This window comes from Spirosoma litoris, assembly GCF_054776755.1.
In genome coordinates this window covers 270,386-294,860 of record NZ_BAAHBI010000010.1, presented here as the reverse complement: position 1 = coordinate 294,860, position 24,475 = coordinate 270,386, and the positions used below count along the sequence as shown (strand labels likewise).

The following is a 24,475-nucleotide window of genomic DNA, read 5'->3' as shown; positions in this document are numbered from 1 at the left end:
GGCTCATGGCAATTTATAACTGGCAACAACCTGATTGGCCATACTTCCGATTTGACCCAATTTCTTTAGAAAAAAGGGCTCTTCTGTTTTCGCAAAAGGTTGGAAAGAGTGCAGGTCAATTTGAACTATTACCGCTCGAAACTCGGCAGGAGATTCTGGTTGACGTTATGGTCAACGAAGCGATCAAGACATCAGCTATAGAAGGCGAATTTATTAGCCGACAAGACGTTATTTCATCAATCAAGCGAAATTTAGGGCTTACCAGCGACACAATTCGTGTAAACGATAAGCGTTCGGAAGGTATGGCAGAATTGTTAGTGCTCGTGCGCAATACATTCCATGAGCCACTATCGGAAACAATGTTTTTTCATTGGCACACGCTACTGATGAAAGGATCGGGCGACATCGAAATTGGTCGATGGAGGACACACGCGGAACCCATGCAGGTAGTATCAGGAGCGATGGGGAAAGAGAAAGTACATTATGAAGCTCCGCCTTCGGCAAACGTGCCGACCGAAATGAAGCGATTTATTGATTGGTTTAATGATACAGCCCCCAACCAACCTCGCACAATTATAAACCCTTTGGTCAGAGCTTCCATAGCCCATCTTTATTTTGAATCGATACACCCCTTTGAAGATGGCAATGGGCGCATCGGGCGTATCATTGCAGAAAAAGCACTCTCGCAGAGCCTCGATCAGCCTGTCTTGTTAAGTTTATCAAGAACTATAGAATCGAATAAGAAAGCGTATTACGAGGCACTTCAAAAAAGCCAACGCTCAAACGACATAACTGGCTGGCTTAACTACTTTTCGGGCGTGATAGTAGCTTCACAAGATGATTTTATAGGCACGCTACAGTTTGTGCTGCAAAAGACTCGTTTTTTCGATACTCATAAAGCCAATCTCAATGAACGTCAACGACGCGTTATTGCGCGAATGTTTGAGGAGGGCGCTGGTGGTTTTGAAGGGGGTATGAATGCCCGTAAATACATCGGTATCAGCAAAGTATCAAAAGCAACGGCCACTCGCGACTTGCAGGATTTAGTCGACAAACAAATCCTTATTCCGGCTGGTGGTGGCAGAAGTAGCCGTTATCAATTGAATCTCTCTATCCATTAATACTCATTTTTGCCCGTTTATGGAGAAATGCCGCGCCGGGGCTATTGTTTGGGTTCTTTGATCTGATTTCTCAGATTGACCTAAACATAATTCAGTATGCACTTCTCTCTACATTCTTTTTTTGTTCTCTTACTCCTACTAGCCCCACGAGTGGGTTTGTACGCCAAATCCGGCCCGATTCTATCGGGCACCGTGCGCGACCCAGCCGGCACAACGGTCGAGTTTGCTACGGTTGCGCTTCACCGGGCTGCCGATTCGGTGGTTGTTAAAACCGAGTTCAGCGACGCGAAAGGTGCCTTCCATTTCGACCAGCTACCAGCAGGAAACTATTTCGTTTCGGCCTCACAGGTAGGGTTCGAGCGTGTCCAGACCGCTCCATTTGTGATCACATCCACCGATCAGACATTAGCACCCATCCAGTTAAAATCAAGCGCCAATACCCAATTGAAGGAAGTTACGGTTCAGGCACGCAAACCCATGTTTGAGCGAGAAACGGATCGCATCGTCGTGAACGTTGACGGAACTCCGCTCAGTGCAGGCGCTACTTCGTTAGAAATTCTTAGTCGTTCGCCAGGGGTTACAGTCGATCAGAATGACAACCTGGCTCTTCGGGGCAAACAGGGCGTTTTAGTCCTCATTGATGGCAAACGGGTGCCCATGACGGGTGCCGAATTGGGAGAAATGTTACGGGCATTGCCCGCTAATTCAATCGAAAAAATTGAGTTAATCACCAACCCACCGGCCAAATACGATGCGGCTGGTAGCGCTGGCATAATTGCCATAAAACTCAAAAAAGACGGTCGTCAGGGTACTAATGGCAGCGTGAATGCCAGTTATGGTTATGGTAAATACGGCAAATTCACGAGTGGGGTTTCGTTGAATCATCGCCATAAAAAGCTGAATATCTTCGGCAATTATACCTATAACAACCGGAACCAGTTCAGCCAATTGATGCTCCATCGGGATTTTTACCAGAATAACCAGTTTATCGGCAGCAGCGATCAAGATAACGTAGGAAAAACGCACTGGATCTCCAATACCTATCGCGCTGGCCTGGATTATACCTTGTCGAAGCGCACTACACTGGGGGCCGTTGTTAATGGGTTGATCAACCATGCCGAAGCCAGCATTCCTAACGTGACGCAAACGTTCGATGAAACGGGTCGTTTGCAGTCTAGCTATCAATCGGCCAATCAGCGTATGCTGGAAACTCCAAATACGGCGGCCAATCTAAATCTGAAACACAGTTTCGACTCAACGGGCCGGCGGGAATTGACGGCTGACCTTGACTTTGCGCACTACGGAATCCACCGACTCCAAAATCTGGCAACTTCATTTATAGTTCCTGTTCAATCACCAACCATATTAGATGGCAAACTGAATGGTGGCCTGGATATTACGTCGTTCAAAACGGATTATGTGCACACATTTCCTAATAAAACCCGGCTGGAAGGCGGCATAAAGGCAAGTTGGGTACAATCCGACAACGATGTATTGTTCACCAACATCAGCGAAGGCATTAGTGTGGTCGATACGGGCAAGAGTAATCGTTTTCGGTATACTGAAAACATCAATGCTGCCTACCTGAACCTTACTAAAACGATTAACAAGACGTCTATTCAACTTGGTTTGCGTGGCGAACAAACCAATGCTACAGGCTTGCAGGTAATTGGAAACAGTGGTTTCGAACGGCACTATTTTCAAGTATTCCCCAGCGTCTTCGTCAAACAACCAGTATCGAAAAACCAGGATGTAAGTCTATCGCTGAGTCGCCGAATTGATCGCCCTACGTACAATCAGTTGAACCCATTCCGGGCGTATATCGACGCAACAACCTATTTTACAGGTAATCCGTCGCTCTATCCGCAATTGAGTTATAACATCGAACTGACGCACACCTTTAAGCAGAAGTTCATGACATCCATTAGCTACAGCCGTACCGATCAGCCAATTATCAGTGTGATCCAGCCCGCTCCCGAAGGTAATCGGCAGGCCGTCTCAACCTTCCAAAATTTAACTCGTTCTGATTATTACGGCCTGACGCTGACGATTCCGGTTCAACCCACCAACTGGTGGACAATGGATAACAATATTGTTGCCTTTTACAACCGTTTTATTGGCGATCTGGCCGGAACATCCCTGAACGAGGGCTTGCCAGCTTATACGCTTAATACCGCCAATACGTTCACCCTGGGCCGGGGTTGGGCTGCCGATCTGACGGGTAATTACCAATCGCATCAGTTGTATGGTTTCTTAGATATTCGACCCTTGGGACAAGTCAATATTGGTCTGCAAAAAATGATGTGGGGCAAGAAAGGAACGCTGAAACTGAATATGACTGATGCTTTTTATACCAGTCCACTGCACGCTACATCGACCTATACGAATTATATAGAGCAATTCTACCAGCGTCAGGATACTCGAATAGCTACAGCATCGCTGACCTATCGCTTCGGTAGTGATACCATACCACAATCACGCCGACGGTCGGGCGGGGCAGAGGATGAAAAGCGTCGGGCAGGTGGAGCGTAGCTAACCTGTCAGCGATAGCCCAAACAGGTCAGGTATTGCCAATCACGGCTACTGCCTGACCCGTTTTGCAAATTGCTCTATCGTCGTTTCAGGTTTGCCCAAGTCATTCCAGGTTCTCTCTGCTTCGAAAACTTCGGGGTAGTTGTTCAGGGCTTCCGTAATGTGCCAGCCGTAGTTAGCTTGCGCTGAAAATGAACGCCCCAAACGCATTAAAAAAGGCGGAGTCGTGACGATGGTCAATTTTTCGGTTTGGTAAGCGGCTACAAATCGGTGAGCGGCTTCGTGTTGCGTTATTGCCTCAGGTCCCTGAATAACATATTCCTGATTTTCTCCAGGCTGAGCAATCTGGAAAGCCCGAGCCACTTGTTTGCCGTAGTCTTGTGCCGATACATACCACGGTCGAACAGCCGAACGCCCAACTAGCAGGACAAAACGCCCAACACGCTGGGTGCCATTGATCGAATCCATGAAACAGGAGGGATAAAAAATACTGAAGTCCAGTCCTGCGTCTTTAATGCATCTGACGGCTTCATTCTTTATAGCAAATACCCACCAGTTGAAATCATTCATGCCCTGATAGCGCATGATGATAGACGACAGATAGCCAATTCGGCGAACACCCGCTCGTTTGGCGGCCTCAATCAGGTTACGTAGCCCTTCGCTCTCCGTGTGAAAATCGGTCTGCTTCTCGCTTTGCTTAATGGATAAATTCAGGTAGACGATATCTATTCCCCGAAGCGCATCAGTTAGGGTTGCAGGATCACGTAAATCACCCGTAACGATGTCAACATCAGGGAAGATCAGGCGTGCTTTTACCACATCTCGCGCAAGGATGCGAACTGTAAATCCGGCCTTACTTAATTCGTGCGCAACGGGTTGCCCAAGCATGCCCGTTGCGCCTATAATGGCAATATGCATGACATAATGCGGACCGTCCGAGTCACTTACCGTAAATCGCGTACGAATCGACGCATAGTCTCGCGGTAAACCTGTTCCGACTGATCGAGTGGTTGTTCGTCTTTCAGTAACATGGCCATGGCAATCATTCCGTGTGAAATAGACCACCACTGATAATACAATCGCTTAATACTTTCCTCAGCCTTAGGAATAAACGAGAAGATGGTTTTGCAAACGATAGCGCTAACTGCCTGCATCGTTTCCGATTGGTAAACCGGAATTGTGCAATAAGCGCCGTCCAGGTTGTACATCACCTGATAGATTTCCGGGTTTTCACGAGCAAACTGCCACTGTACAAGGGAGATTTCGTACAGGCGTTTTTCGGGGTCGCGATAGAGGCTCAGAATACGGTCGTACTCCTTATATAGATGCCGAAATCCTTCATTCCGGATTTCGTCTAACAGCACATCTTTGCTGTCGAAATATTCATAGACTATAGGGGCACTGTATTCGATTGCATCTGCTATTTTACGAATCGACACAGCCTGCCAGCCCTCCCGGCGCGCAATGGACTTAGCCGTTTTAACGATGCCCGAGCGAGTCTGCTCACGGCTTCGCGGCTTGCGTTCAATAGTTTCCATAGGAGTAGGTTATTCTTCTTAAGTTAACGGTGTTAAATCATCTGAAAACTACTGATTAATGATTGCATTATCTAGAGTTAATTCGATTTTTCTAAAAATAAGTCAATTATCTCTTTTTCGGTTAGTATATCTCCTTATTCTATAGATTATTCTCTCATATTTTCATACGAATTAACCGCCGTTGTCTACCAGAAGATCCGATCCGCTTACATTCGATGCGCAAGTAGCCAGACAGCCTCATCGCCGAGTGCGTATGGATCACCTTCTACCGTGCCATAGCAATCAAGAATACTTAGCCCTGCTTCGGCAAACAATTGGGCGAGTTCGGCAAGGGTGTACACATAATGTTTAGCAGTACGGGTCTGTATTTCACCCGCTTTTACATATGTCAGATGTGAATCAATATGGCTCGTCAATGGGAAGTATTCATTCTCCATCAAAAACAAAATCTGCCCTCCTGTTTCATCATCAACAGGTAGCCAGTTCCGAGCCTGATAATCGGGCAAGATAGACTCAGCCACCATTTCCGAATGTGCCAGAAATCGGCCACCCGGTTTCAGCGACCTGGCAATTCGGGTCAGGAAAGCCAGCATGTCGGGCCGAGGAAAGAAACTGAAACTATTACCTAAGCAATAAGCTGCGTCGAAGGAGGCTGCCGTACCGATTTGCGCGTCTGACATGCTCAGAAAATCATCGGCAACAGCCACAAGCGGCAGTTTTTCTTTTTTGGCGACAGATTCAATTTCAGCGATATACTCAACTGAAATATCGACACCTGTTACGCGGGCACCCATTCGGGCAAGGGGTACAGCATGACGCCCGTAGCCACAGAACACATCCAGAATTTTATCGTCGGGACCAAAATCAAGCGATTCAACGAGCAGTTCGAGGTCGAGCTGTGTTTGCTCCTCGGTTTGGGCGGCTTTCCAGGCATCCTGCGGTAGCCCATGAAAGAAGTTGTGGTACCAGGCCATTTTTTAAATGAGTGAATGAGCGAATGACTGAATGAGTGAATAAATGTGCGGCAATAGTAGGCTAGGCTCCATTATTCGCTCATTCAATCATTCGCTCATTCAAAATTAAAGTTTCGTCAACGTTTCCTGAATTGCCTGAAAACTAGGGACATCGCCCGCACTTTCGAGAACTTCGGCATATTGAATCAGGCCGTTTTTGTCAACAACGAAGGCCGACCGCTTACTTACGCCTTTCAGATTCATGACAAACGTATCGTAATAGCTGTCATAAGCCTGCGACACTTCTTTGTTGAAATCGGAAAGCAGATCGAAGGGCAAGTGCTGCTCTTCTTTAAATTTAGCCAGTGTAAACGGCGAATCGACCGAGATGCCAACTACTTCGGCATTCAGGCCTGAGTAGACGGCAATGTTATCGCGCATTTCGCAAAGCTCAGCCGTGCAAACACTGGTAAACGCCATTGGAAAAAAGAGAATAATCAGGTTCTTACCCTGAAAATCCTGTAGCGATACTTCTTTGCGGGCGGTGTTAAACAACGTAAAATCGGGGGCTTTCTGGCCAATAGCAAGCATAGGGATGAGGGTTGATAAGACGCTTAATAAGATTTTAACCGTAAAGCTACGTGCAGAAACGAATTAAATCGTAAATCGAATTTTCTAATCGGACCGGCGATCCGGTCGTTCAATCGTTTATGAAGTCTTATTGGGGTATTGACCTGGGAGGCACCAAAATTGAAGGCGTTGTCCTATCCGCTCCCTCACCCGACGCCGTCCTTGTTCGCAAGCGAATTGATACCGAAGCCCACAACGGCTACGACCACATTCTAAATCAGGTTGTTCGACTCATTGAGATGCTGAAAGCAGAAACGGGTCTGCAACCTGAGCGAGTGGGTTTTTCGACACCAGGCACCTTCGATCCGGCCCGCCAGGCCATGAAAAACTGTAACACAACATCGCTGAACGGCAAACCGATGAAACAGGACTTAGCCCGCTTACTGGGCTTACCTGTCGAAATAGCGAACGACGCCAATTGCCTGGCACTTGCCGAAGCCACAATGGGTATTGTGCCCGACGTTATTCCTGATTATCAGACTGTATTCGGTGTGATAATGGGAACTGGCGTGGGTGGCGGTATTGTGGTGCGCAGCAAACAGGGAGAACCCCACGATCGTCCATTTGTACTGAATGGGCTGCAAGGACTTGGTGGCGAATGGGGTCACAATATTCTGGAAGAGAATGGCTATCCTTGTTATTGTGGTAAACGGGGCTGTGTCGAACAAGTCTTGTCGGGTCCAGCTCTACAGCGTTACTATCAGCAGATCAGTAAAGAGGAACGGTCGATGCAGGAAATCATGGAGCGTTATCACCAAGGCAAAGATCTTGTTGCCAGCCAGACAGTAAACCGACTTCTCGAATATTTTGGGCGGGGTATCTCGGTAATCATCAATGTGCTCGACCCCGATGTTATTGTATTGGGCGGTGGCCTTGGCAATGTCGATCTACTCTATACAGAAGGCGTAGAACGAGCCCGAAAATACGTATTTAACAGTGGAGAGCTGAACAACCGCGTTCTCAAACCCAAATTAGGCGACAGCGCCGGTGTATTTGGCGCAGCGATGTTATAGGGCATGGAGCTGGGAACTCGGTGCAGGGCATTTAACAGCACATCCCTGCTCCCAGCTCCACGCCCTAAGCAAACAACTGAGGCTGACTGGTCAATTCAGGATAAGTTGAGGGAGTCATTACTTCAGGAACATCGCTTGGTTCCGATCGCGATGTGATACGTTTGCTAATGCTGTAACTATGCATTCGACTGGTTGGGTATTGCTTTTCCAGTAAAGCCAAGGCATCTCTCTCACTCAGGTTATCATGGAGCCAGGCATGTTCAGCTTCGGCGGTAAGCAGGCAGGGCATCCGCTTTTTCGAGTTGTGAATTTCTGCCAGCAGCTGATTGGCGTCTGTGGTCAGGAGAGTGTAGGTCATTTTTAGTTCGCCAGTTTCCGGGTCTGGCCACTCGTCCCAAAGTCCCGCTACCGACACTATTTTCTGGTCTGTCGCCGTGATGTAGAACGGAAACTTTTTGCTGCCCTTCGTATGCCATTCATAAAAGCCAGTCACGGGAATCAAACAGCGCTTTCCGGATTGCGCCGACGATCGAAAAGAGGGTTTATCATAAATGGTTTCTGATCGGGCATTGATCGTTCGGGTTCTTATCTCTACGGCATCGTCAGTGGTTTTGGTCCAGCGTGGAATTAATCCCCAGTGCATCATCTGAAACCGGCCCGGTTCCTGATGGGTCACAATTGGCCAGGCAGGAAACTGATAAGCATTGGCATGATATACGGGCTGAAAGTGAGCCGATGCTGGCATAGTGGCTTCATACCGTTTCTCCAGTTCAGGAGCCGAGACTACAAGTGATTTATGATAACACATAGGCTATGGAATTTACCGGTAATTTCCGATAAGGTACATAACATAAACAACTAAAATACCCTTTGAGTTATGCTCGATCGACACTTTCATTGGATTCCGCTAACTCCTTTACCTGCTCCCGCAATTCGTTCAGATAATGATCCGTAAATAAGCCGATTACCTTTGCTAACCAGGCCGAAACCAGGGTCAAGCCAAGTGGAAACAAACCAATGAGCAAGGTGGCAATCCAGCCCGATTCAGTATATTTACGGGCAATTGTAGGCAACATAATCATGGCCCCGGCCAGCATACCCAATACCCAAACCCGACTCATCAGACGAGTATGCTGCTCTCGAAGCCGAATCAATTCGGTTAGCGACCGAAACAGATTATCGGAAAAGAGCGTCGTCTGACGAAGGCTATTCATGTGCCGCCTTGAACTAATGAGCCCAAACACGGCCAACAGGATATAGCCAAGCGCAGGAGCAAAGTGAATCGGCTCTGTGTAATCAAATGGATTTCCGGCAACAATCGCACTGAAAATTACGATAATAGCAAGCAGGATAACGGAAACCCGCTGGAGCTCCCGAATCATTTTATCAATGCTATTTTTCGATCGTTCACGCTGGATAATGTCCAGGAGTTGTCGCCCAAGTTGCTGGGTCTGCTCAAGCTTTTGGTCGTAAGCCTGCCATGTCTGTTTAAAATCATCTAAGTCCATTGTCATCTGATTCAGTTGTTAAGTAAGGTGACTATTCGTTTCAGTTTTGCTTTAATACGGTTCAGTTTAACGCCCACATTTGAGTTAGATATGCCCATGATGCGGGCAATTTCGTCGTAAGAATTCCCATCTAGATACAGGAAAACAAGTGCTTTTTCTATTGACGATAAGTATTCGACAGCCTTATAGAACTGATGCATCTGGTCATCAATTTCTGCTGTTCCCGGCCCTTGCAGGTCTGTCAGAAGTTCATTGTCCAGCATTACGGGTGTGATCCGACGCGACTGCCAACGAACCAACGAGATCGCGGTATTGAGCGCTACCCGGTATAGCCAGGTCGATGGCTGAGCCTCTTGTCGGAATGTCGGAAACGAGCGCCAAAGCTGTAGTACAATCTCCTGATACAAATCCTTACGATCCTCTTCCTCCTTCCCATAGAGACGACATATCTTATGAAGGATGCCAGCATGTGTATTGACAATCTGGATGAAATCAATTTCCATTCTGCTTTTTTATTTGCCTAATTAGTCGTCGCGTTAGGCAAAAACTTACCCTGACAAACAAATAAAGTAAGCGCGCCGTTAATTATTCTTGAGCAAAGTACATTATGAGCATTCAGATCGCAGAAACCAATCACCACGCCAATCAGGAAAATTCGGAAGCCGTTGCTAGGCTCCCCGACCTTGAGCGCACCAGTTGGGAACAACTCCAGGCAGCTGCTGAACAAAAGGACGATCAACCGGAGGCATCTGGCTTCAAAACAATGACGGTGGCTACGTGTACATCCAGAGGTGCCGATGCCCGAATGGTCGTTTTGCGTCGTGTCGATATAACGCATAAGTACGTCTGGTTTTATTCCGACGCCCGTGCCGAAAAAGTGCTGCAACTCGAAGCTTTTCCTCAGGCATCCTTACTTTTCTGGGATAGCTATCGGCATGTGCAGCTCCGCCTGACCGTTGAAACCCGGCTTCATACCGATGATTATGTTGCCGATGATCATTGGGAAAAACTGGGCATGGCTGGCCGTAAAGCTTACCTTTCGGAGCAAAAACCAGGCACCGAACAACCACACCCCTACCCTGGCGTTCCCGATCATCTGATCAACAAGTTACCATCGATTGAAGAAAGCGAAGCTGGCCGTAAAAACTTCGCGGTTATTGAGTGTCGGGTACTTGCTATGGAATATTTGCACCTAAGCCGGAAAGGGCATACACGTGCTTATTTTCAATACGAACCTGAGTCTAAAATGAGTTGGCTTGCCCCCTAAAAACATCTCGAAACAGAACTATACAAAGGCTTAAAAATCGATTGGATTGCCGCTAAAGACGCTGATCTTTGTGGCATTATAATCCTGTCATGCGCCCAGCTATCTGTTCAATTCTTTGTGCCCTGTTCGCCCTTTTTTCGTTAGACGTTTACGCTCAATCAATACCCAAAACCAAATCGCGAGAAAAGTACCCCTATCTGCTTTATTTACCCAAAGATTACGCGACAAATAAGGCCGCTTATCCACTGGTTATTTATCTGCATGGAGGCTCCCAGAAAGGGAATGATCTGGCTAAGCTCAAGACATATGGTTTACCACATCTGGTCGATAAGGGCCGCGATTTTAACTTTATTATTGCCTCTCCCCAATGCCCCGACGGTAAATTCTGGTCGACTGACAACTGGTTCGACTCCCTTTATAATGAACTGATTACCAAATATCGAGTTGATCAGAAACGGGTTTATTTAACCGGAATCAGCATGGGGGGTTATGGTGTCTGGCAAACGGCCGTTGCTTATCCAGACAAGTTTGCCGCGCTTGTTCCCTTATGCGGTGGTTGCGACGATTCCACACAGGTTTGCCGGATCAGGCATATACCCATATGGACGTTTCATGGAATAGACGACGATCTTATTCCTATCTCCGAAACCGAGCGATTAGTCAGGCGTTTAGACGCGTGTAAGGGTAATGTGAAATTTACCCGATTAGAAAAAACAGGTCACCAAATTCAATACTTATTTGAAGACCAGACTATTTATGACTGGCTAGTCAAACAACACAAATAAGAAGTTGTTAAGTAAACGACGATCACCCCTTCCATGACCTACGAAAATTCACTGACTTTCGCCCAAGCCCTCGATCAGACCGATTCGCTGCGCCACTTCCGCGAGCAGTTTCATATACCCCAGCGCAACGGTGTACAGCAAACCTATCTCTGCGGCAACTCGCTTGGCTTACAACCCAAAACCGCGCGGGCAGCTTTGGAGCAGGAACTCAGCACCTGGCAAAATCTAGGCGTCGAGGGTTGGTTTGAACAGACCGAAGGGGCCGAACAACCGTGGCTTAGCTATCACAATTCCTGTAAAGAAGCCCTATCACAAATTCTTGGCGCAGAACAATCTGAAGTATGCCCCATGAATGCGCTGACGGTCAATCTGCATCTACTACTGGCGTCGTTCTACCGTCCTAACAGTAAGAAATACAAGATTCTGACAATCAAAGGAGACTTTCCATCAGACCAATACGCCCTGGAAACGCAGCTAAAACATCATGGTTTAAAACCTGCCGACGCACTTATTGAGATCGCTCCCCATCCAGACGACTTATTGATTCACATAACCGATATTCAACATGCTATTGCCGAGCATGCCGATTCGCTGGCATTGATCTGGATGAGTGGCCTGAATTACTATACGGGGCAGGTTTATAACATGGCCGTTATTGCCGAAACTGCTCAAAAACACTGTATACCAATTGGGTTCGATTTAGCGCACGCCATCGGCAACATTCCTCTGCAATTGCACAATTGGGGTGTCGATTTTGCCACCTGGTGCTCGTACAAATACCTGAATGGTGGGCCTGGTGCTGTATCGGGGGTATTTGTCCATCAAAAACACCACGACCAGAATTTGCCAAGATTAGCAGGCTGGTGGGGCTATCGAGAAGACAAGCGATTCGAAATGACGCCCGGCTTTCTGCCCGCACCCGGTGCCGATGGTTGGCAGGTGAGCACGCCCAATATTCTGACATTGGCGCTGCATCGAGCCGCTATTTCCATCACGGCCGAAGCAGGCATGGTGGCCCTTCGTCAGAAAAGCGAACGGCTAACGGGCTTCCTTGAATACCTGTTGACGCCTTTTGACGAAATTCAAATTCTAACGCCCGATGATCCCAACCAGCGCGGCTGTCAGTTATCGTTGTTAGTTCGCAAAAACGGCAAAGCCTTGTTTAATCACTTGACCGAGCAGGGAATCATTGGCGACTGGCGTGAACCCGATTGTATTCGCCTTGCCCCTACTCCGCTTTACAACACCTTTGAGGATGTCTGGCATGTAGGAGAGATTATCAAGCAGTTTTATAGAATAAGTTGAAATGCTGATGACGCGGATTTTCGCAGATACAACTCTATTTCTCTCATCATCAGTATAAATCTATCCAATCTGCGTCATCAGCGTTCCATCGGCTGATTAAAGGCAATATTTCGTTTCAGACCTTCCAGTTTTGTACGCTTCACTGCCGACCGACGAAATATTTCGCGAAAAACCTCTTCGGTTATGTCGACCCAATCTGTGTTTGTCATAGTAGTCAATTCGGGGTGGGGGTCGAAAGCGGGAGTTTGATGCGGCCGGGCGAAGCGATTCCAGGGGCAAACATCCTGACAAATATCACAACCGAACATCCAGTTCTCGAACCTCCCCCGAACGTCTTCAGGAATAGCTTCTTTCAACTCAATCGTAAAGTACGAAATGCATTTACTGCCATCCACAACGTACGGCCCAACAATGGCATCGGTCGGGCAGGCGTCTATACACCGGGTGCAGGTACCACAGTAATCGGCAATCGGACCATCGGGTTCCAGTTCAAGATCGAGAATTAGCTCGCCGATGAAGAAGAACGAGCCCATCTCCCGATTGATCAGGTTTGTATGTTTGCCAACCCAACCCAAACCTGCTCGTTTAGCCCAGGCTTTGTCCATTACTGGCGCAGAATCAACAAAGGCACGCCCACCTACTTCGCCAATTTCGTCGTGGATATACGCTAGTAAATCCTTTAGTTTATCTTTGATAACAAAGTGATAATCTGTGCCGTACGCATATTTCGACAGTTTTAAATCATCTTTCTCATCGGGTAATCTCTGCTCGGGATAGTAGTTTAGTAAGACCGTTATCACCGATTTTGCATCATCGACCAGCAAGCGCGGATCAAGTCGTTTGTCGAAGTGATTGGCCATGTAATTCATCTGGCCATGCATCCCGTTTTTGAGCCAAGTCTCCAGCTTTGGAGCTTCATCTTCCAGAAAATCCGCTTTAGCTACCCCACAGAAATCAAACCCCAGTTCAGTGGCTTTGGCTTTGATCAACTGCGTATACTGGTAAGCGGGCAAATGCATAAGAAACAGAGAATGTTTTATTTTTTGTCATTCCAACGTCAGGAGGAATCTTAGTGTACCATATTAGTCAAGCTCAAGATTCCTCCTGACGTTGGAATGACAAAAAATAAACAGATTTAAGCAAAAGATAAATCCGGCTAATCAGCAAAAATCAAGTAAATCCCGGCGGGGCCGCCCGCGCGGTCAGATAGTAGCTAGTAGCCAAATCGTGTAAATCCGACTGCTGGCACCGTGCCAACTTGTCAGGGAATGCGGTTTTGGCCGGGCTTTTGCCCATCTTTGTCTATGAATTTCTGGAAACGAAATAGAAGCTCATCAATGGAAAATAAAGACATTTTGGACGAACAAGCGTCTATGGATACTCCACAACCTGACAACCTGACAACCGAACCAGTCGATAACGACGAAACCGTGTCAGTTACCGCAGAAGAAACCACAGAGTCGGCTTCGGCAGAGGGTTTTGTTGCCGAAACGGATCGAATTGGCAGTGAATTAGCCGAACTTAAAGATAAATACCTCCGTTTATACGCTGATTTTGAAAACTTTCGTCGGCGTACAGCCAAAGAAAAACTTGACCTCATCAGCAATGCCAACGAGGGCGTTTTAAAGGCACTGATTCCAGTTGTCGACGACTTCGAACGGGCTATGCAGTCGATGGAAAACACAGAAGACGTGGCCGCATTGAAAGAAGGGGTTTCGCTGATTTATACGAAGTTTTTCAAGACACTTGAAGGCAAAGGGTTAAAACCAATGATTTCAAAAGGTGAGCCGTTTGATGCCGATCTGCACGAGTCGGTTACACAATTCCCAGCCCCCAGCCCTGACCTGAAAGGGAAAGTTATAGACGAAATAGAAAAAGGATATTACCTGAATGACAAGGTCATTCGGTTTGCAAAAGTAATTGTAGGAAGCTAACTCAATGATTGACTGATAGAATGACTGAATGATTGAATAATGTTTGCGCCAGCTATTCAATCATTCAGTCACTCTATCAGTCAATCATTCAAACATATGGCAACGAAGCGCGATTATTACGAAATTCTGGGCGTTGATAAGAACGTCTCGGCCGAAGACCTCAAGAAAGCCTATCGCAAGATGGCGATCAAATACCATCCGGATAAAAACCCTGACGACCCCACCGCCGAAGAGAAATTCAAGGAAGCGGCTGAGGCTTATGACGTCCTGAACGATCCCAACAAAAAAGCCCGGTATGACCAATACGGCCATGCTGGTATGAGTGGTGCAGCAGGCGGATACGGTGGCGGTGGTCCGACGATGGACGATATTTTTAGCCAGTTTGGTGATGTTTTTGGTGATGATTCTCCTTTTGGAAGTTTCTTCCGGGGTGCCCAGGGTGGCAGTGGAGGTCGGCAGCGGGTACGACGTGGGTCTGACTTACGCATTAAATTGAAGCTAAATTTACAGGAAGTTGCCAACGGCGTTGAGAAGAAAATCAAGGTAAAACGGCACGTAACCTGTAATACCTGCGGAGGCAACGGCTCTAAAAACGGAACCGCTGTACAAACCTGTTCGACCTGCCAGGGAACCGGCCAGACGCGCAAAGTAGTAAATACTATGCTCGGCCAGATGGTATCGACCAGCACTTGTCCGACCTGTAATGGCGAAGGCAAAATCGTAACGGATCGTTGCGACGCCTGCTTTGGCGAAGGTCGTGTTTTGCAGGAAGATGTTATCCCAATCAAAATCCCAGCTGGTGTTGCCGAAGGTATTCAACTATCGGTAGGTAGCAAAGGGAACGTCCCACCTCGGGGTGGCGTTGCGGGCGATCTGCTGATCGTCATTGAAGAAGAAGAAGATGCCGACCTCAAGCGCGATGGCAACAATGTTGTCTTCGATCTGTATGTCAGCTTTATCGATGCAGCTATTGGAACCAGCGTTGAAGTGCCCACCATTGATGGAAAGGCGCGTATCACGCTCGATCCAGGTACGCAAAGCGGTAAGATGCTTCGCCTGAAAGGAAAAGGAATTAAAGAACTGAATGGCTATGGTCGGGGCGACGAAATCGTCCATGTCAACGTCTGGACTCCCAAAGTACTATCGGCCGAAGAACGCGGTATTCTGGAAAAACTACGGCACTCACCGAACTTCCAACCCAAACCGAACAAGAACGAGAAAGGGTTCTTTGATAAGATGAAGGACTTTTTTCATGGTTGATTGACATCCGTCATTATTTATAAAAAGCCAAATTAGCCCCGATCAGGGGCTTTTTTGTTGGATAATGTAAGGACGCTCTCGAAGTTCGAGTTTCTATGTAGTCATTTAGTGTCTTCTAGCCCGATTAGTAGAGCGCCTGAAGTCCTACCGATTCGACCTAGTTGGAAGATTCAATTATAGTTGTTAGAAGATAAAATATAGCTTATTCTTGCAAAAACGTATATAGGTTATAATGAAGGCGGCATACAAAATCACATTAATATTTCTTTTAATTTCAACATTTGGCTTCAGTCAAGATACAGCTAATCATTTTACGGTAAAAAACGTTTGGCGAATTCCTTTTCTATTACCGGGGATATCCTACGAAAATCAGGTTAGTCAAAACTCTACTTTTGTCGCTGCCTTCACTTTTAGCGGGTACTATGGGCGAGGTGGCAACTATGGATACACTAATACTCCTACTACACTGGTAGTTCAAAAATTAGATTATTACAGCTTGAACACCTCTCTTTCAGCAGGATATCGTTTCTACTATAATTTTAAAAAACGACAAAGGCAAAGCAAAAGTATTAAAGCTAATTCAGCTAACTATATAAGCATAAAAAGTAGCTATACCTTTCCTTCATTACTCCGGCAAGAGCCATATTTATATATTTATCAGCTGGACCAAGATCAAATAATCCAATTTCCAATACAAAATAAAGCACTTTATCAAGCATTAGACCGCATTAATGAAGGCCCTTCAATAAATATACTCTGGGGTTTTCAGCGCACTTATAAGCGAAATTTTTATTTGAATTTTGCTTTGGGGATAGGATTACTAAATCATTATTTAGGTCCAGTAAGCGATTTTACTATTGGCTACACATTCCTTAGTCGTTAATATTCAACTTAGCATAAACCAAACCTGATTTATTTAACATTTCCACTAGACTAACTAAGTGGCTAGTAACAAACAATGATTATGAGAAAGATAAAACCCACACCAATTGCCTTTTTAACTGCTTTAACCCTAGTTCTCCCATTCTCCTGCAACGAAGACAATCCGGTTCTGCCAACTACTTTTAAAGCTACGTTAAATGGTAGTAGTGAGAAACCCACAACTACTGCATCAACGGCAACAGGCAGTTTTCAGGGAATTTTAGATGAAACTACTCGAGTTCTGAGTTATACAGTTTCCTATTCAGGGCTCACACCAACGATGGGACATCTTCACAGAATTGATACGACAAAAACCGATGGTACAGGTCCTGTAGATATTACATTCCCAAGTCTGGCGTCTCCAATCATAGCCAGTACAATTCCGTTGACTCCTTTACAAATTTACCGCCTAAAGACTGGTCAATATTATGCCAATCTGCATACTACACAGTATCCATCAGGTGAAATAAGGGGGGATCTTAAAATGAAGTAATAATCGAACTTTGTTAAAGCCTTCTTATAACAACGCCCCCTACCCTTACACTGATTTGCGCCACGTTTACCACGGTTTACCTGTTCATTCACCTAACACATTGAATTCGAAGCGTTAGGTCGATTTTTATCGGGGCTTTTTTGTAGATTAAGCCGTTGATTAGGGTATTTTGCCTTATAATTTTCGTCCGTTCGCTATAGAAAACGTATGCATCAAACTTTGTTGCTTTGTCTGGCATTAATGCTGGCTGTCACGTTATTGGTAATGGTTGGGCAGCGGCTGCGTATCCCTGTCCCTATTTTTTTGGTAATAAGTGGTTTGGTCGTTAGTCTTGTTCCAGGCATTCCCCGTATTGAAATTAACCCCGAACTTATCTTTTTGATTTTCCTGCCGCCTTTACTGTACGAAGCGGCCTGGTTTACATCCTGGAAGGAATTCTGGCGCTGGCGACGTATTATTATCGTTCTGGCCTTTGGTCTGGTTATTTTCACAGCTTCAGCCGTTGCCTATGTGTCGAGTGCGGTAATGCCTGGATTTACCCTGGCACTGGGATTCCTGTTAGGCGGCATCATTTCTCCGCCCGATGCCGTTGCAGCTACTTCAGTATTGAAGGAGGTTAAGGTTTCCAAAACCACGGTTAGTATTCTGGAAGGAGAAAGCCTGGTGAATGATGCGGCCAGTTTGATTGTCTTCCGATTTGCTCTGGCCGCTGTTATTTCGGGCTCTTTTGTGTGGCAGGAAGCTTCCGTCGATTTCCTGCTGGTTACGTTTATGGGCATTGTTGTTGGCCTGGTCGTTGCCTGTATCTTCTACGCCATTCATCGTTGGTTACCCACCTCAACCCGGATTAGTATTTTGCTTACATTCCTGGCGCCTTACATCATGTATATGGCCGCCGAAGAATTCGAAGTTTCGGGGGTAATGGCCGTTGTTAGTGGTGGTCTATTTTTATCCAATCAAAGCCACATAATCCTCAATCATAGTTCGAGGATTCAGGGAACGGGGATGTGGGCCACAGTCGTTTTTGCGCTGAATGGATTGGTATTTATTCTGATCGGGCTAGAACTACCCGTCATTATCAATGGGTTGGATGGCTATTCGAAAACGGAAGCCATTTTATATGCGCTGTTGATTACAGGCGTTATCATCGTTACCCGTATGGTATTCACGATATCGGCCTCTTATTTCACGCAGTTTATTGGAAAATATATTACTGTAGCACAACGCAATCCCGGTTTGCGTGGTCCGATCGTTCTTGGCTGGGCCGGTATGCGCGGAGTTGTATCGCTGGCATCTGCGTTGTCCGTTCCGTTAACTATTCAAAATGGCGTTCCATTTCCGCATCGAAATCTGATTCTGTTCATCACGTTCGTTGTTATTCTGGTTACGCTTGTTTTTCAGGGTCTGACATTGCCACTTGTTATTCGATGGGTTCGGCCTAAAGAACTCGTTGAGCGTACTCCGGAAGACAGACAGGAGACAAAAATTCGATTGAAGCTATTGAAAGTAGCTCTGCAATATCTCCAGCAAAATTATGCCGAAGCATCAAGTCAAAATGAATTAGTAGAGAATTTAAAGAATCGAATGGAGAGTGATCTTCATCAAACAAAGCGGCATTTAGATTCCGTAGAAAGCGATGGCGAAAACGTGGCGCAATACAACGAAATCATGATTGATATTATTCGGGTGAAACGTGACGAATTACATCGCCTACGAAGCAATCAGGAGTTTGATGACGAAGTAATTCGTCGAGAAGAAGCTCGAATAGACCTGGAAGAAGAAAAGATTGACCACCCGATTCATTGAGGTATATTGTAGCATCTTATTTTCTGTCAACTCGAAGAAAGGAGAGATCTCAAGGTGGCGATGGTGAGATCTCTCCTTTCGTCGAGTTGACAGAAAAGTACAAGACGGCATAAAACGTTAACTATTGTTGACACAAAAAGCCCAGCATGCGGACTGTATGCTGGGCTTTTTGTGTCAACAATAGTTTCTATCAACCAAAGGCATTTATGTGCTTCTGGAAGATCGCTTCGTATTTGTTCGCAGCGGCTGTTTGCTTGGCTTCTTTACAAGCTTCAACAATCGTTTGAAGAATATACAGATCGGAATCCGGGCTACCGAAGCGGTTTCCGTTGCCGCTCTTATCGTAAGTCAGTGCCTGATCAGCGCGATTTGCCATGATCTCTGCAATCTCAAGCGCCTTTTTGTTATCGCCAACTTCAAACAGGAATCGAACATAGTTCGACGAAATCTGGTCGTATGGAATACTCTTATCCGGAATCACCTTCAGCGAATAATTGAGAACCTCGTGCGCTTTGGTTTTATTCCCTTCGCGGATAAGCTGATCGGCCAGACGGAAAAACGCGATACGAGCCGAAATAACCGGAGGTCCTTTATACGTTTCATCGTAGTACGTATTTGGGTTGTCGAAATCACGCCAGAATGTCTTCTTGGTCATGTTGGTATACATAACGTCAGAATTTACGTAGCCATCGGTAGCACCTGGAACAGCTACCGGCATTAGCCGATACGCATACCCTTCCAGTTGCATATAGTTTTTCAGGCTCAGGTAGTTATCACTTGCCAATGTGCTGGAGAAATAGATAGGCCGTTTCCAGTTGTTGGTTGCAATGATGTCGAGCATAATGAGGTCAGGCTTGTAGAGGTCCTTCTTACCAATGGTCCACTGCAAGGTATCTTTCATCAATGGTCGCAACGCTGCCGGAACAAAATTGGCCTGATCAACCGATGCTTTATCAATTGGCAGAAACAATACCGACGATGGCAAAATGCTCGTCATGTCGCCATTGGTTAATGGTACCTGAACAGCTGGATTACTGGTTTTGATCAGGTTGATATACTGCTTCAGGTCGATACCATTTTTCACGCCTGGAACCTCATAGAAGGGCACAATATCATTTTTACCCTTATTGAACTGGTCGAACTCTAACGAGATCGGCAGCGCATCGGACTGATACGTTTTGCGCTTCATTTGCTGAATGTACCATTCTGTACCTAGCAAACTCAGGTTACATACACGAACATCGGTACGGAAGCCTTCCACCTCCTGCACGTACCAAAGAGGGAATGTATCGTTATCGCCACCCGTGAAGAGCACGGCATTGGGCGCACAGGAATTCAGCAGGTTCTTCGCAAAATCGACCGATTGGTAACGATGATCGCGATTGTGGTTGTCCCAGCTCTTGGCCCCCATCATCACAGGCACCAGCAGCGATAAACCAACGACCAGACCATTCCGGGCGGTATCTGATTTTAACGTATTCCGCAAACCTTCGGCAATGGCCATTACACCCAAACCAAGCCAGATAGCAAAGAAATAGAACGAACCCACATAAATATAATCCCGTTCGCGCGGTTCTGATGGTGGTGAGTTCAGGAAGACTTGTAAGGCAATACCCGTGAATAAAAACAGTAGAGCTACAATGATGAAATCACGACGGCGACGGAAATACTGGAAAGCAATCCCGAATAAGCCCAAGGCAAACGGCAACATGTAAAAATTGTCGCGCGCTTTGTTTGTCTTCAACAAGTCAGGAGCACCATTGTCTGACGACCAGGGAAGCAGGTAACCTGCCCCTTCTTCGTCGCTCTCCCGGCCAGCGAAATTCCACATCAGGTAACGCCACCACATGTGGCCCAACTGATAGCTAAACAAAAACTTGATGTTATCGCCCATAGTTGGCTTTTGCCCTTCAGCCAATCCCAGCATCTGGCGATAAAGTGCGGGGTGGTTTTGCTGGCTGCTATATACACGTGGGAATAGCATCTCATCGCCCGGCGCATAAATGTATTCGGGCTGATGGTCGAAGATAACGTACTTGTTACCTTCCTTTTTCCACATAGCAGCACCCTGTTTCTGATCGATTGGGCGCGCGGTAAAGACCGGACCGTATAGCAGCGAACGGCTACCATATTGCTCACGACGCAGATACGACAGGAAGTTCAGCTCATCGCTAGGATCGTTCTCGTTAATTGGTGGGTTGAACTCAGCCCGTACCAACACTTGCATATACGAGGCATAACCGATGAGCACAAATGCCAGGGCCAGCAAAGCCGTGTTCATGATCACATGCCGCTTCCGGGCCGACCAGATAATGCCATATACGATAGCGCCAATAAAGACAACTGTAAAGAAAATAGCGCCAGAGGTAAACGGCAAACCCAGTGTATTGACAAAGAACCGTTCAACCGTAAACGCCATACCAGGAAGTCCTGGAATGATACCTGCATTGATAATTCCCAGAACAACTAAACCAATACCACCAGCCATTACACCACCCATAAACGTTGGTTTCGACTGTTTTTTAAAGTAATAAATCAGTGCCAGAGCAGGCAATGTAACGAGGTTCAATAAGTGAACGCCGATTGATAAGCCCGTCAGATAGGCAATGAAAATAAGCCAGCGATTGGCGGCCGCTTCATCATCGATACGCTCCCATTTGAACGCAGCCCAAACAACGATAGCGGTAAAAAATGACGACATCCCGTATACCTCCGCTTCAACAGCCGAGAACCAGAATGTGTCGGAAAATGTGTAGGCCAGTGCCCCTACGGCACTCGTACCAATCACTAATAACGTATCGGCGGTGTTGTATTCGCTCTCCGGTTTTGGCAAGAGCTTTTGGGCCAGCATGGTAATGGTCCAGAACAAAAACACGATGGTGAACGCACTGGCAAGTACTGATGCCATGTTTACCCAGTAGGCAACATTGGTCAGGTTACCAAACGACATCATGGAAAAGAGTCGTCCTAACAAAAGGAAAAATGGGGCACCAGGTGGGTGGGGAACCTGAAGTTTAAACGAACACGCAATAAATTCGCCACAGTCCCAGAAACTGGCTGTCCGTTCTACGGTCATCGCGTAAGTTACCAGCGCGACTGCGAAAACGAACCAACCAGTGAGGGTGTTCAGGCGTTTGAATGACTGCATATAAATGAAGATTAACGGACTGCTTTTGTGTAAGTAGCGTCCAAAAATACGTAAAAAAGCAGCCCAACCGGGTTAGGGCGGGCTGTTAAAGTTTGTTAAGTAGGTCTTAGTGGGCTTTATAATTAATAACAATCCATTATATAGGGCCCGCTAATCGCTAATAAATTTCCTTCAGCGTATTCTGCATGAGCGAGTTGATTGTCATCAGAACTTGACGTTTTTTTACTCGTAGAATGACGACGTGTCAACATCAATCTTGTCCACACCTGATAGAAATAATTCATGATTCAGGTTGTATTTTAGAATAACCTCAAAGTCGAATGGAAACGTATCATCTGTTTCTGTCTGGTCGTCTTTCGAACCATAGTGAAGTTCAACTTCTACGATACCATTCCCTTTCACAGTGATACTTCCATCCTCACTAACAGTTAGCTCGTTGACAACGACATCTGACACATCTATAATTCGTGTATGGGAGGATAATTCATCTAGTTGACTTGGAAAGTGATTAATTAAATGATCTAGAAGCAATTGATCTAGATTGGGTATGTCAATTTTCTTTGGCTTAGGCGGGGTAGCTATTACTACTAAGAACTTATAATTTTTCTGAGTTCGTACATAATCGCCAATTTCAGTAAGCTCTCTTCGTTTCTGGGCTGTCATTCTACCCGTTTTCACTTCAACCACTACTACTTCACCTTCCCGTTTCGCAACTAAATCAGCTTGGTAGTTGCCGACTTTCTCTTCTTTCGTAACCTGATACCCTTTAGCCTGATAGTCAGCTACTAATTGATCAATAGCTATATCATGTAGATAACGTTGCAGGTATTGCTGTCTAATTTCCATTTCTTTCCAGATTTAACCGAATCATATCCATCGTGAAGCTACCACATTCAACATAAAGTACATGCTCCTCAGTTTCTATTGCTTCTAGTAACAAACCAATATCTTTACCAGGTAACCCTGAGAAATCAATAACTGTAAAGTCGTTTGCTGTAAGATCGAAGCTTCCAGCAATACGCATTTTAATCTGTTTGTCATCGTCAAATACGACTCCTTTTAAACTATCCCAAATGGGTTTACTAAGATTATCCGCATCAATACCGATATCCCGCCGAAAGAAATGGTAAATCAATCCATACAACTCTATTTCCAAAGGTGCATGTGCAGGATAGTTTTCCTTAAAAGCTGATACTATTAGACGTTGATAATTCTGCGGTTTTCTACTATTGTATGATTTAGGCTGCGCATTGACAATGAAACTATACATTTAACGTGAACCTTTGAATTAGTGCATTCCATAAATCTCTCCCCGCGCGGCCTTCAGCGTATTCTGCATGAGCGAGCAGATTGTCATCAGCCCAACGCCACCGGGAACGGGCGTGATGAAACTTGTTTTTGGCGCAACTTCATCAAATTTCACGTCGCCTTTCAGGGCAAAACCGCTTTTCTTGCTGGCATCAGGTACGCGCTCTAAGCCCACATCAATAACAACGGCTCCCTCTTTAACCATGTCGGCCGTTACAAATTCGGGTTTTCCAAGAGCTGCAACCAAAATATCGGCCGAGCGACAGATTTCGGCCAGATTCGTGGTCCGGCTGTGCGTGAGCGTAACGGTACAGTTACCAGGATAGGTGTTGCGCTGCATCAAAATAGACATGGGCAAACCCACAATTTGGCTCCGGCCAACCACAACACAATGCTTCCCTGACGTTTGAATATCGTACCGTTTCAGCATTTCCAGTACTCCTTGTGGTGTTGCCGAAATGTAAGCAGGCAACCCTTTGGCCATGCGCCCAATGTTGATCGGGTGGAAACCATCTACATCTTTTGCGGGGCTGATCGTTTCCATAACGCGATCAGGATTGATATGATCTGGCAATGGAAGCTGCACAATCAGACCATCCATATCGGGGTTTTCGTTTACCTCCCGAACTTTATCGAGTAGCTCTTCTTCAGTAACCGAAGGATCGAAGCGGATCAGCGTCGAGTGCATACCCACCTCTTCACAGTTTTTCATTTTCGAGGCTACATAGGTTTCTGAAGCCCCCTTATTCCCAACCAGAATCGCCACGAGATGCGGGATTTTACCGCCCTGTTCTTTAATTTGTGCGACTTCGGCCGCGATTTCCTGTTTGATTTGTGCTGAAAGGAATTTACCGTCAAGGAGTTGCATACGATAGTCAATAGTGATTAGTCGTTAGTCAATAGTTGTTGGTTAATGGCTAACTATTGACCACGCTCAACCCTCAATTATTGAC

General features: G+C 46.2%; 23 protein-coding genes. 11 read left to right on the top strand and 12 right to left on the bottom strand.

Annotated features, from left to right (window positions below):
* The first annotated feature begins 5 nt into the window (after positions 1–5).
* Both ACYVGR_RS07685 and ACYVGR_RS07680 read left to right on the top strand, forming a co-directional pair.
* Complete coding sequence (locus ACYVGR_RS07685) at positions 6–1,121, top strand: Fic family protein (RefSeq protein ID WP_460955194.1); 1,116 nt, start codon at positions 6–8, stop codon at positions 1,119–1,121.
* 96 nt (positions 1,122–1,217) lie between these two features.
* Positions 1,218–3,653, top strand: a complete 2,436-nt coding sequence (locus tag ACYVGR_RS07680; RefSeq protein ID WP_460955192.1) for an outer membrane beta-barrel protein — start codon at positions 1,218–1,220, stop codon at positions 3,651–3,653.
* Positions 3,654–3,701: 48 nt separating this feature from the next.
* Here the strand turns inward: ACYVGR_RS07680 and ACYVGR_RS07675 are convergent, their stop codons facing one another.
* The 4 genes from ACYVGR_RS07675 to ACYVGR_RS07660 form a co-directional block, all read right to left on the bottom strand.
* A complete protein-coding gene (locus ACYVGR_RS07675; protein ID WP_460955190.1) occupies positions 3,702–4,571 on the bottom strand; it encodes an SDR family oxidoreductase in 870 nt (289 codons plus the stop codon).
* A 26-nt stretch (positions 4,572–4,597) separates the two neighbouring features.
* Complete coding sequence (locus tag ACYVGR_RS07670; protein WP_460955188.1) at positions 4,598–5,191, bottom strand: TetR/AcrR family transcriptional regulator; 594 nt, start codon at positions 5,189–5,191, stop codon at positions 4,598–4,600.
* Positions 5,192–5,397: 206 nt separating this feature from the next.
* Positions 5,398–6,165 (bottom strand): class I SAM-dependent methyltransferase, encoded by a 768-nt coding sequence (locus ACYVGR_RS07665; protein WP_460955186.1) that lies wholly within the window; start codon positions 6,163–6,165, stop codon positions 5,398–5,400.
* Between the two features lie 105 nt (positions 6,166–6,270).
* A complete protein-coding gene (locus ACYVGR_RS07660) occupies positions 6,271–6,735 on the bottom strand; it encodes a redoxin domain-containing protein (RefSeq protein ID WP_460955184.1) in 465 nt (154 codons plus the stop codon).
* A 119-nt stretch (positions 6,736–6,854) separates the two neighbouring features.
* Here ACYVGR_RS07660 and ACYVGR_RS07655 point away from each other — a divergent pair, with 119 nt between their 5' ends.
* Complete coding sequence (locus tag ACYVGR_RS07655) at positions 6,855–7,787, top strand: ROK family protein (RefSeq protein ID WP_460955182.1); 933 nt, start codon at positions 6,855–6,857, stop codon at positions 7,785–7,787.
* Positions 7,788–7,851: 64 nt separating this feature from the next.
* Here the strand turns inward: ACYVGR_RS07655 and ACYVGR_RS07650 are convergent, their stop codons facing one another.
* The 3 genes from ACYVGR_RS07650 to ACYVGR_RS07640 form a co-directional block, all read right to left on the bottom strand.
* Complete coding sequence (locus ACYVGR_RS07650; RefSeq protein ID WP_460955180.1) at positions 7,852–8,595, bottom strand: SOS response-associated peptidase; 744 nt, start codon at positions 8,593–8,595, stop codon at positions 7,852–7,854.
* Positions 8,596–8,662: 67 nt separating this feature from the next.
* On the bottom strand, positions 8,663–9,301 hold the full coding sequence (locus ACYVGR_RS07645) for a hypothetical protein (protein WP_460955178.1): 639 nt from the start codon (positions 9,299–9,301) through the stop codon (positions 8,663–8,665).
* Between the two features lie 5 nt (positions 9,302–9,306).
* Positions 9,307–9,798 carry an RNA polymerase sigma factor gene (locus ACYVGR_RS07640; protein WP_460955176.1) on the bottom strand — a complete coding sequence of 164 codons (492 nt, stop codon included), beginning with the start codon at positions 9,796–9,798 and terminating at the stop codon, positions 9,307–9,309.
* A gap of 104 nt (positions 9,799–9,902) precedes the next feature.
* Between ACYVGR_RS07640 and ACYVGR_RS07635 the strand changes: the two genes are divergently transcribed.
* The 3 genes from ACYVGR_RS07635 to kynU all read left to right on the top strand — a co-directional run bounded on the left by ACYVGR_RS07635 (position 9,903) and on the right by kynU (position 12,652).
* Positions 9,903–10,562: a pyridoxamine 5'-phosphate oxidase family protein gene (locus tag ACYVGR_RS07635; protein WP_460955174.1), complete on the top strand. Its 660-nt coding sequence runs from the start codon at positions 9,903–9,905 to the stop codon at positions 10,560–10,562.
* A gap of 89 nt (positions 10,563–10,651) precedes the next feature.
* Positions 10,652–11,347 carry a carboxylesterase family protein gene (locus ACYVGR_RS07630; protein ID WP_460955172.1) on the top strand — a complete coding sequence of 232 codons (696 nt, stop codon included), beginning with the start codon at positions 10,652–10,654 and terminating at the stop codon, positions 11,345–11,347.
* A gap of 33 nt (positions 11,348–11,380) precedes the next feature.
* Complete coding sequence (kynU, locus tag ACYVGR_RS07625) at positions 11,381–12,652, top strand: kynureninase (protein WP_460955170.1); 1,272 nt, start codon at positions 11,381–11,383, stop codon at positions 12,650–12,652.
* Between the two features lie 77 nt (positions 12,653–12,729).
* Here the strand turns inward: kynU and queG are convergent, their stop codons facing one another.
* Positions 12,730–13,671 (bottom strand): tRNA epoxyqueuosine(34) reductase QueG, encoded by a 942-nt coding sequence (queG, locus tag ACYVGR_RS07620; RefSeq protein WP_460955168.1) that lies wholly within the window; start codon positions 13,669–13,671, stop codon positions 12,730–12,732.
* Positions 13,672–13,989: 318 nt separating this feature from the next.
* Here queG and ACYVGR_RS07615 point away from each other — a divergent pair, with 318 nt between their 5' ends.
* From ACYVGR_RS07615 to ACYVGR_RS07595, 5 genes are all read left to right on the top strand, one after another.
* Entirely contained in the window at positions 13,990–14,586 is a 597-nt protein-coding gene (locus ACYVGR_RS07615) for a nucleotide exchange factor GrpE (protein WP_460955166.1), read from the top strand.
* A gap of 96 nt (positions 14,587–14,682) precedes the next feature.
* Positions 14,683–15,846: a molecular chaperone DnaJ gene (gene dnaJ / locus ACYVGR_RS07610; protein WP_460955164.1), complete on the top strand. Its 1,164-nt coding sequence runs from the start codon at positions 14,683–14,685 to the stop codon at positions 15,844–15,846.
* A 232-nt stretch (positions 15,847–16,078) separates the two neighbouring features.
* The gene (locus tag ACYVGR_RS07605) at positions 16,079–16,729 is read left to right on the top strand and encodes a hypothetical protein (RefSeq protein ID WP_460955162.1); all 651 of its coding nucleotides are present in this window, start codon (positions 16,079–16,081) and stop codon (positions 16,727–16,729) included.
* 81 nt (positions 16,730–16,810) lie between these two features.
* Entirely contained in the window at positions 16,811–17,260 is a 450-nt protein-coding gene (locus ACYVGR_RS07600) for a CHRD domain-containing protein (protein WP_460955160.1), read from the top strand.
* 207 nt (positions 17,261–17,467) lie between these two features.
* Positions 17,468–19,066, top strand: coding sequence for a Na+/H+ antiporter (locus tag ACYVGR_RS07595; protein ID WP_460955158.1), 1,599 nt, complete (start codon positions 17,468–17,470; stop codon positions 19,064–19,066).
* 190 nt (positions 19,067–19,256) lie between these two features.
* Here ACYVGR_RS07595 and ACYVGR_RS07590 read toward each other — a convergent pair whose 3' ends face one another.
* The 4 genes from ACYVGR_RS07590 to ACYVGR_RS07575 all read right to left on the bottom strand — a co-directional run bounded on the left by ACYVGR_RS07590 (position 19,257) and on the right by ACYVGR_RS07575 (position 24,390).
* The gene (locus ACYVGR_RS07590; RefSeq protein WP_460955156.1) at positions 19,257–22,214 is read right to left on the bottom strand and encodes a glycosyltransferase family 117 protein; all 2,958 of its coding nucleotides are present in this window, start codon (positions 22,212–22,214) and stop codon (positions 19,257–19,259) included.
* 222 nt (positions 22,215–22,436) lie between these two features.
* Positions 22,437–23,060 carry a pPIWI-associating nuclease domain-containing protein gene (locus ACYVGR_RS07585; protein ID WP_460955154.1) on the bottom strand — a complete coding sequence of 208 codons (624 nt, stop codon included), beginning with the start codon at positions 23,058–23,060 and terminating at the stop codon, positions 22,437–22,439.
* A complete protein-coding gene (locus ACYVGR_RS07580; RefSeq protein WP_460955152.1) occupies positions 23,050–23,484 on the bottom strand; it encodes a RusA family crossover junction endodeoxyribonuclease in 435 nt (144 codons plus the stop codon). The genes ACYVGR_RS07585 and ACYVGR_RS07580 overlap by 11 nt, the downstream gene beginning before the upstream one ends.
* Before the next feature lie 18 nt (positions 23,485–23,502).
* A complete protein-coding gene (locus tag ACYVGR_RS07575) occupies positions 23,503–24,390 on the bottom strand; it encodes a bifunctional 5,10-methylenetetrahydrofolate dehydrogenase/5,10-methenyltetrahydrofolate cyclohydrolase (RefSeq protein ID WP_460955150.1) in 888 nt (295 codons plus the stop codon).
* Between the last annotated feature and the right edge of the window lie 85 nt (positions 24,391–24,475).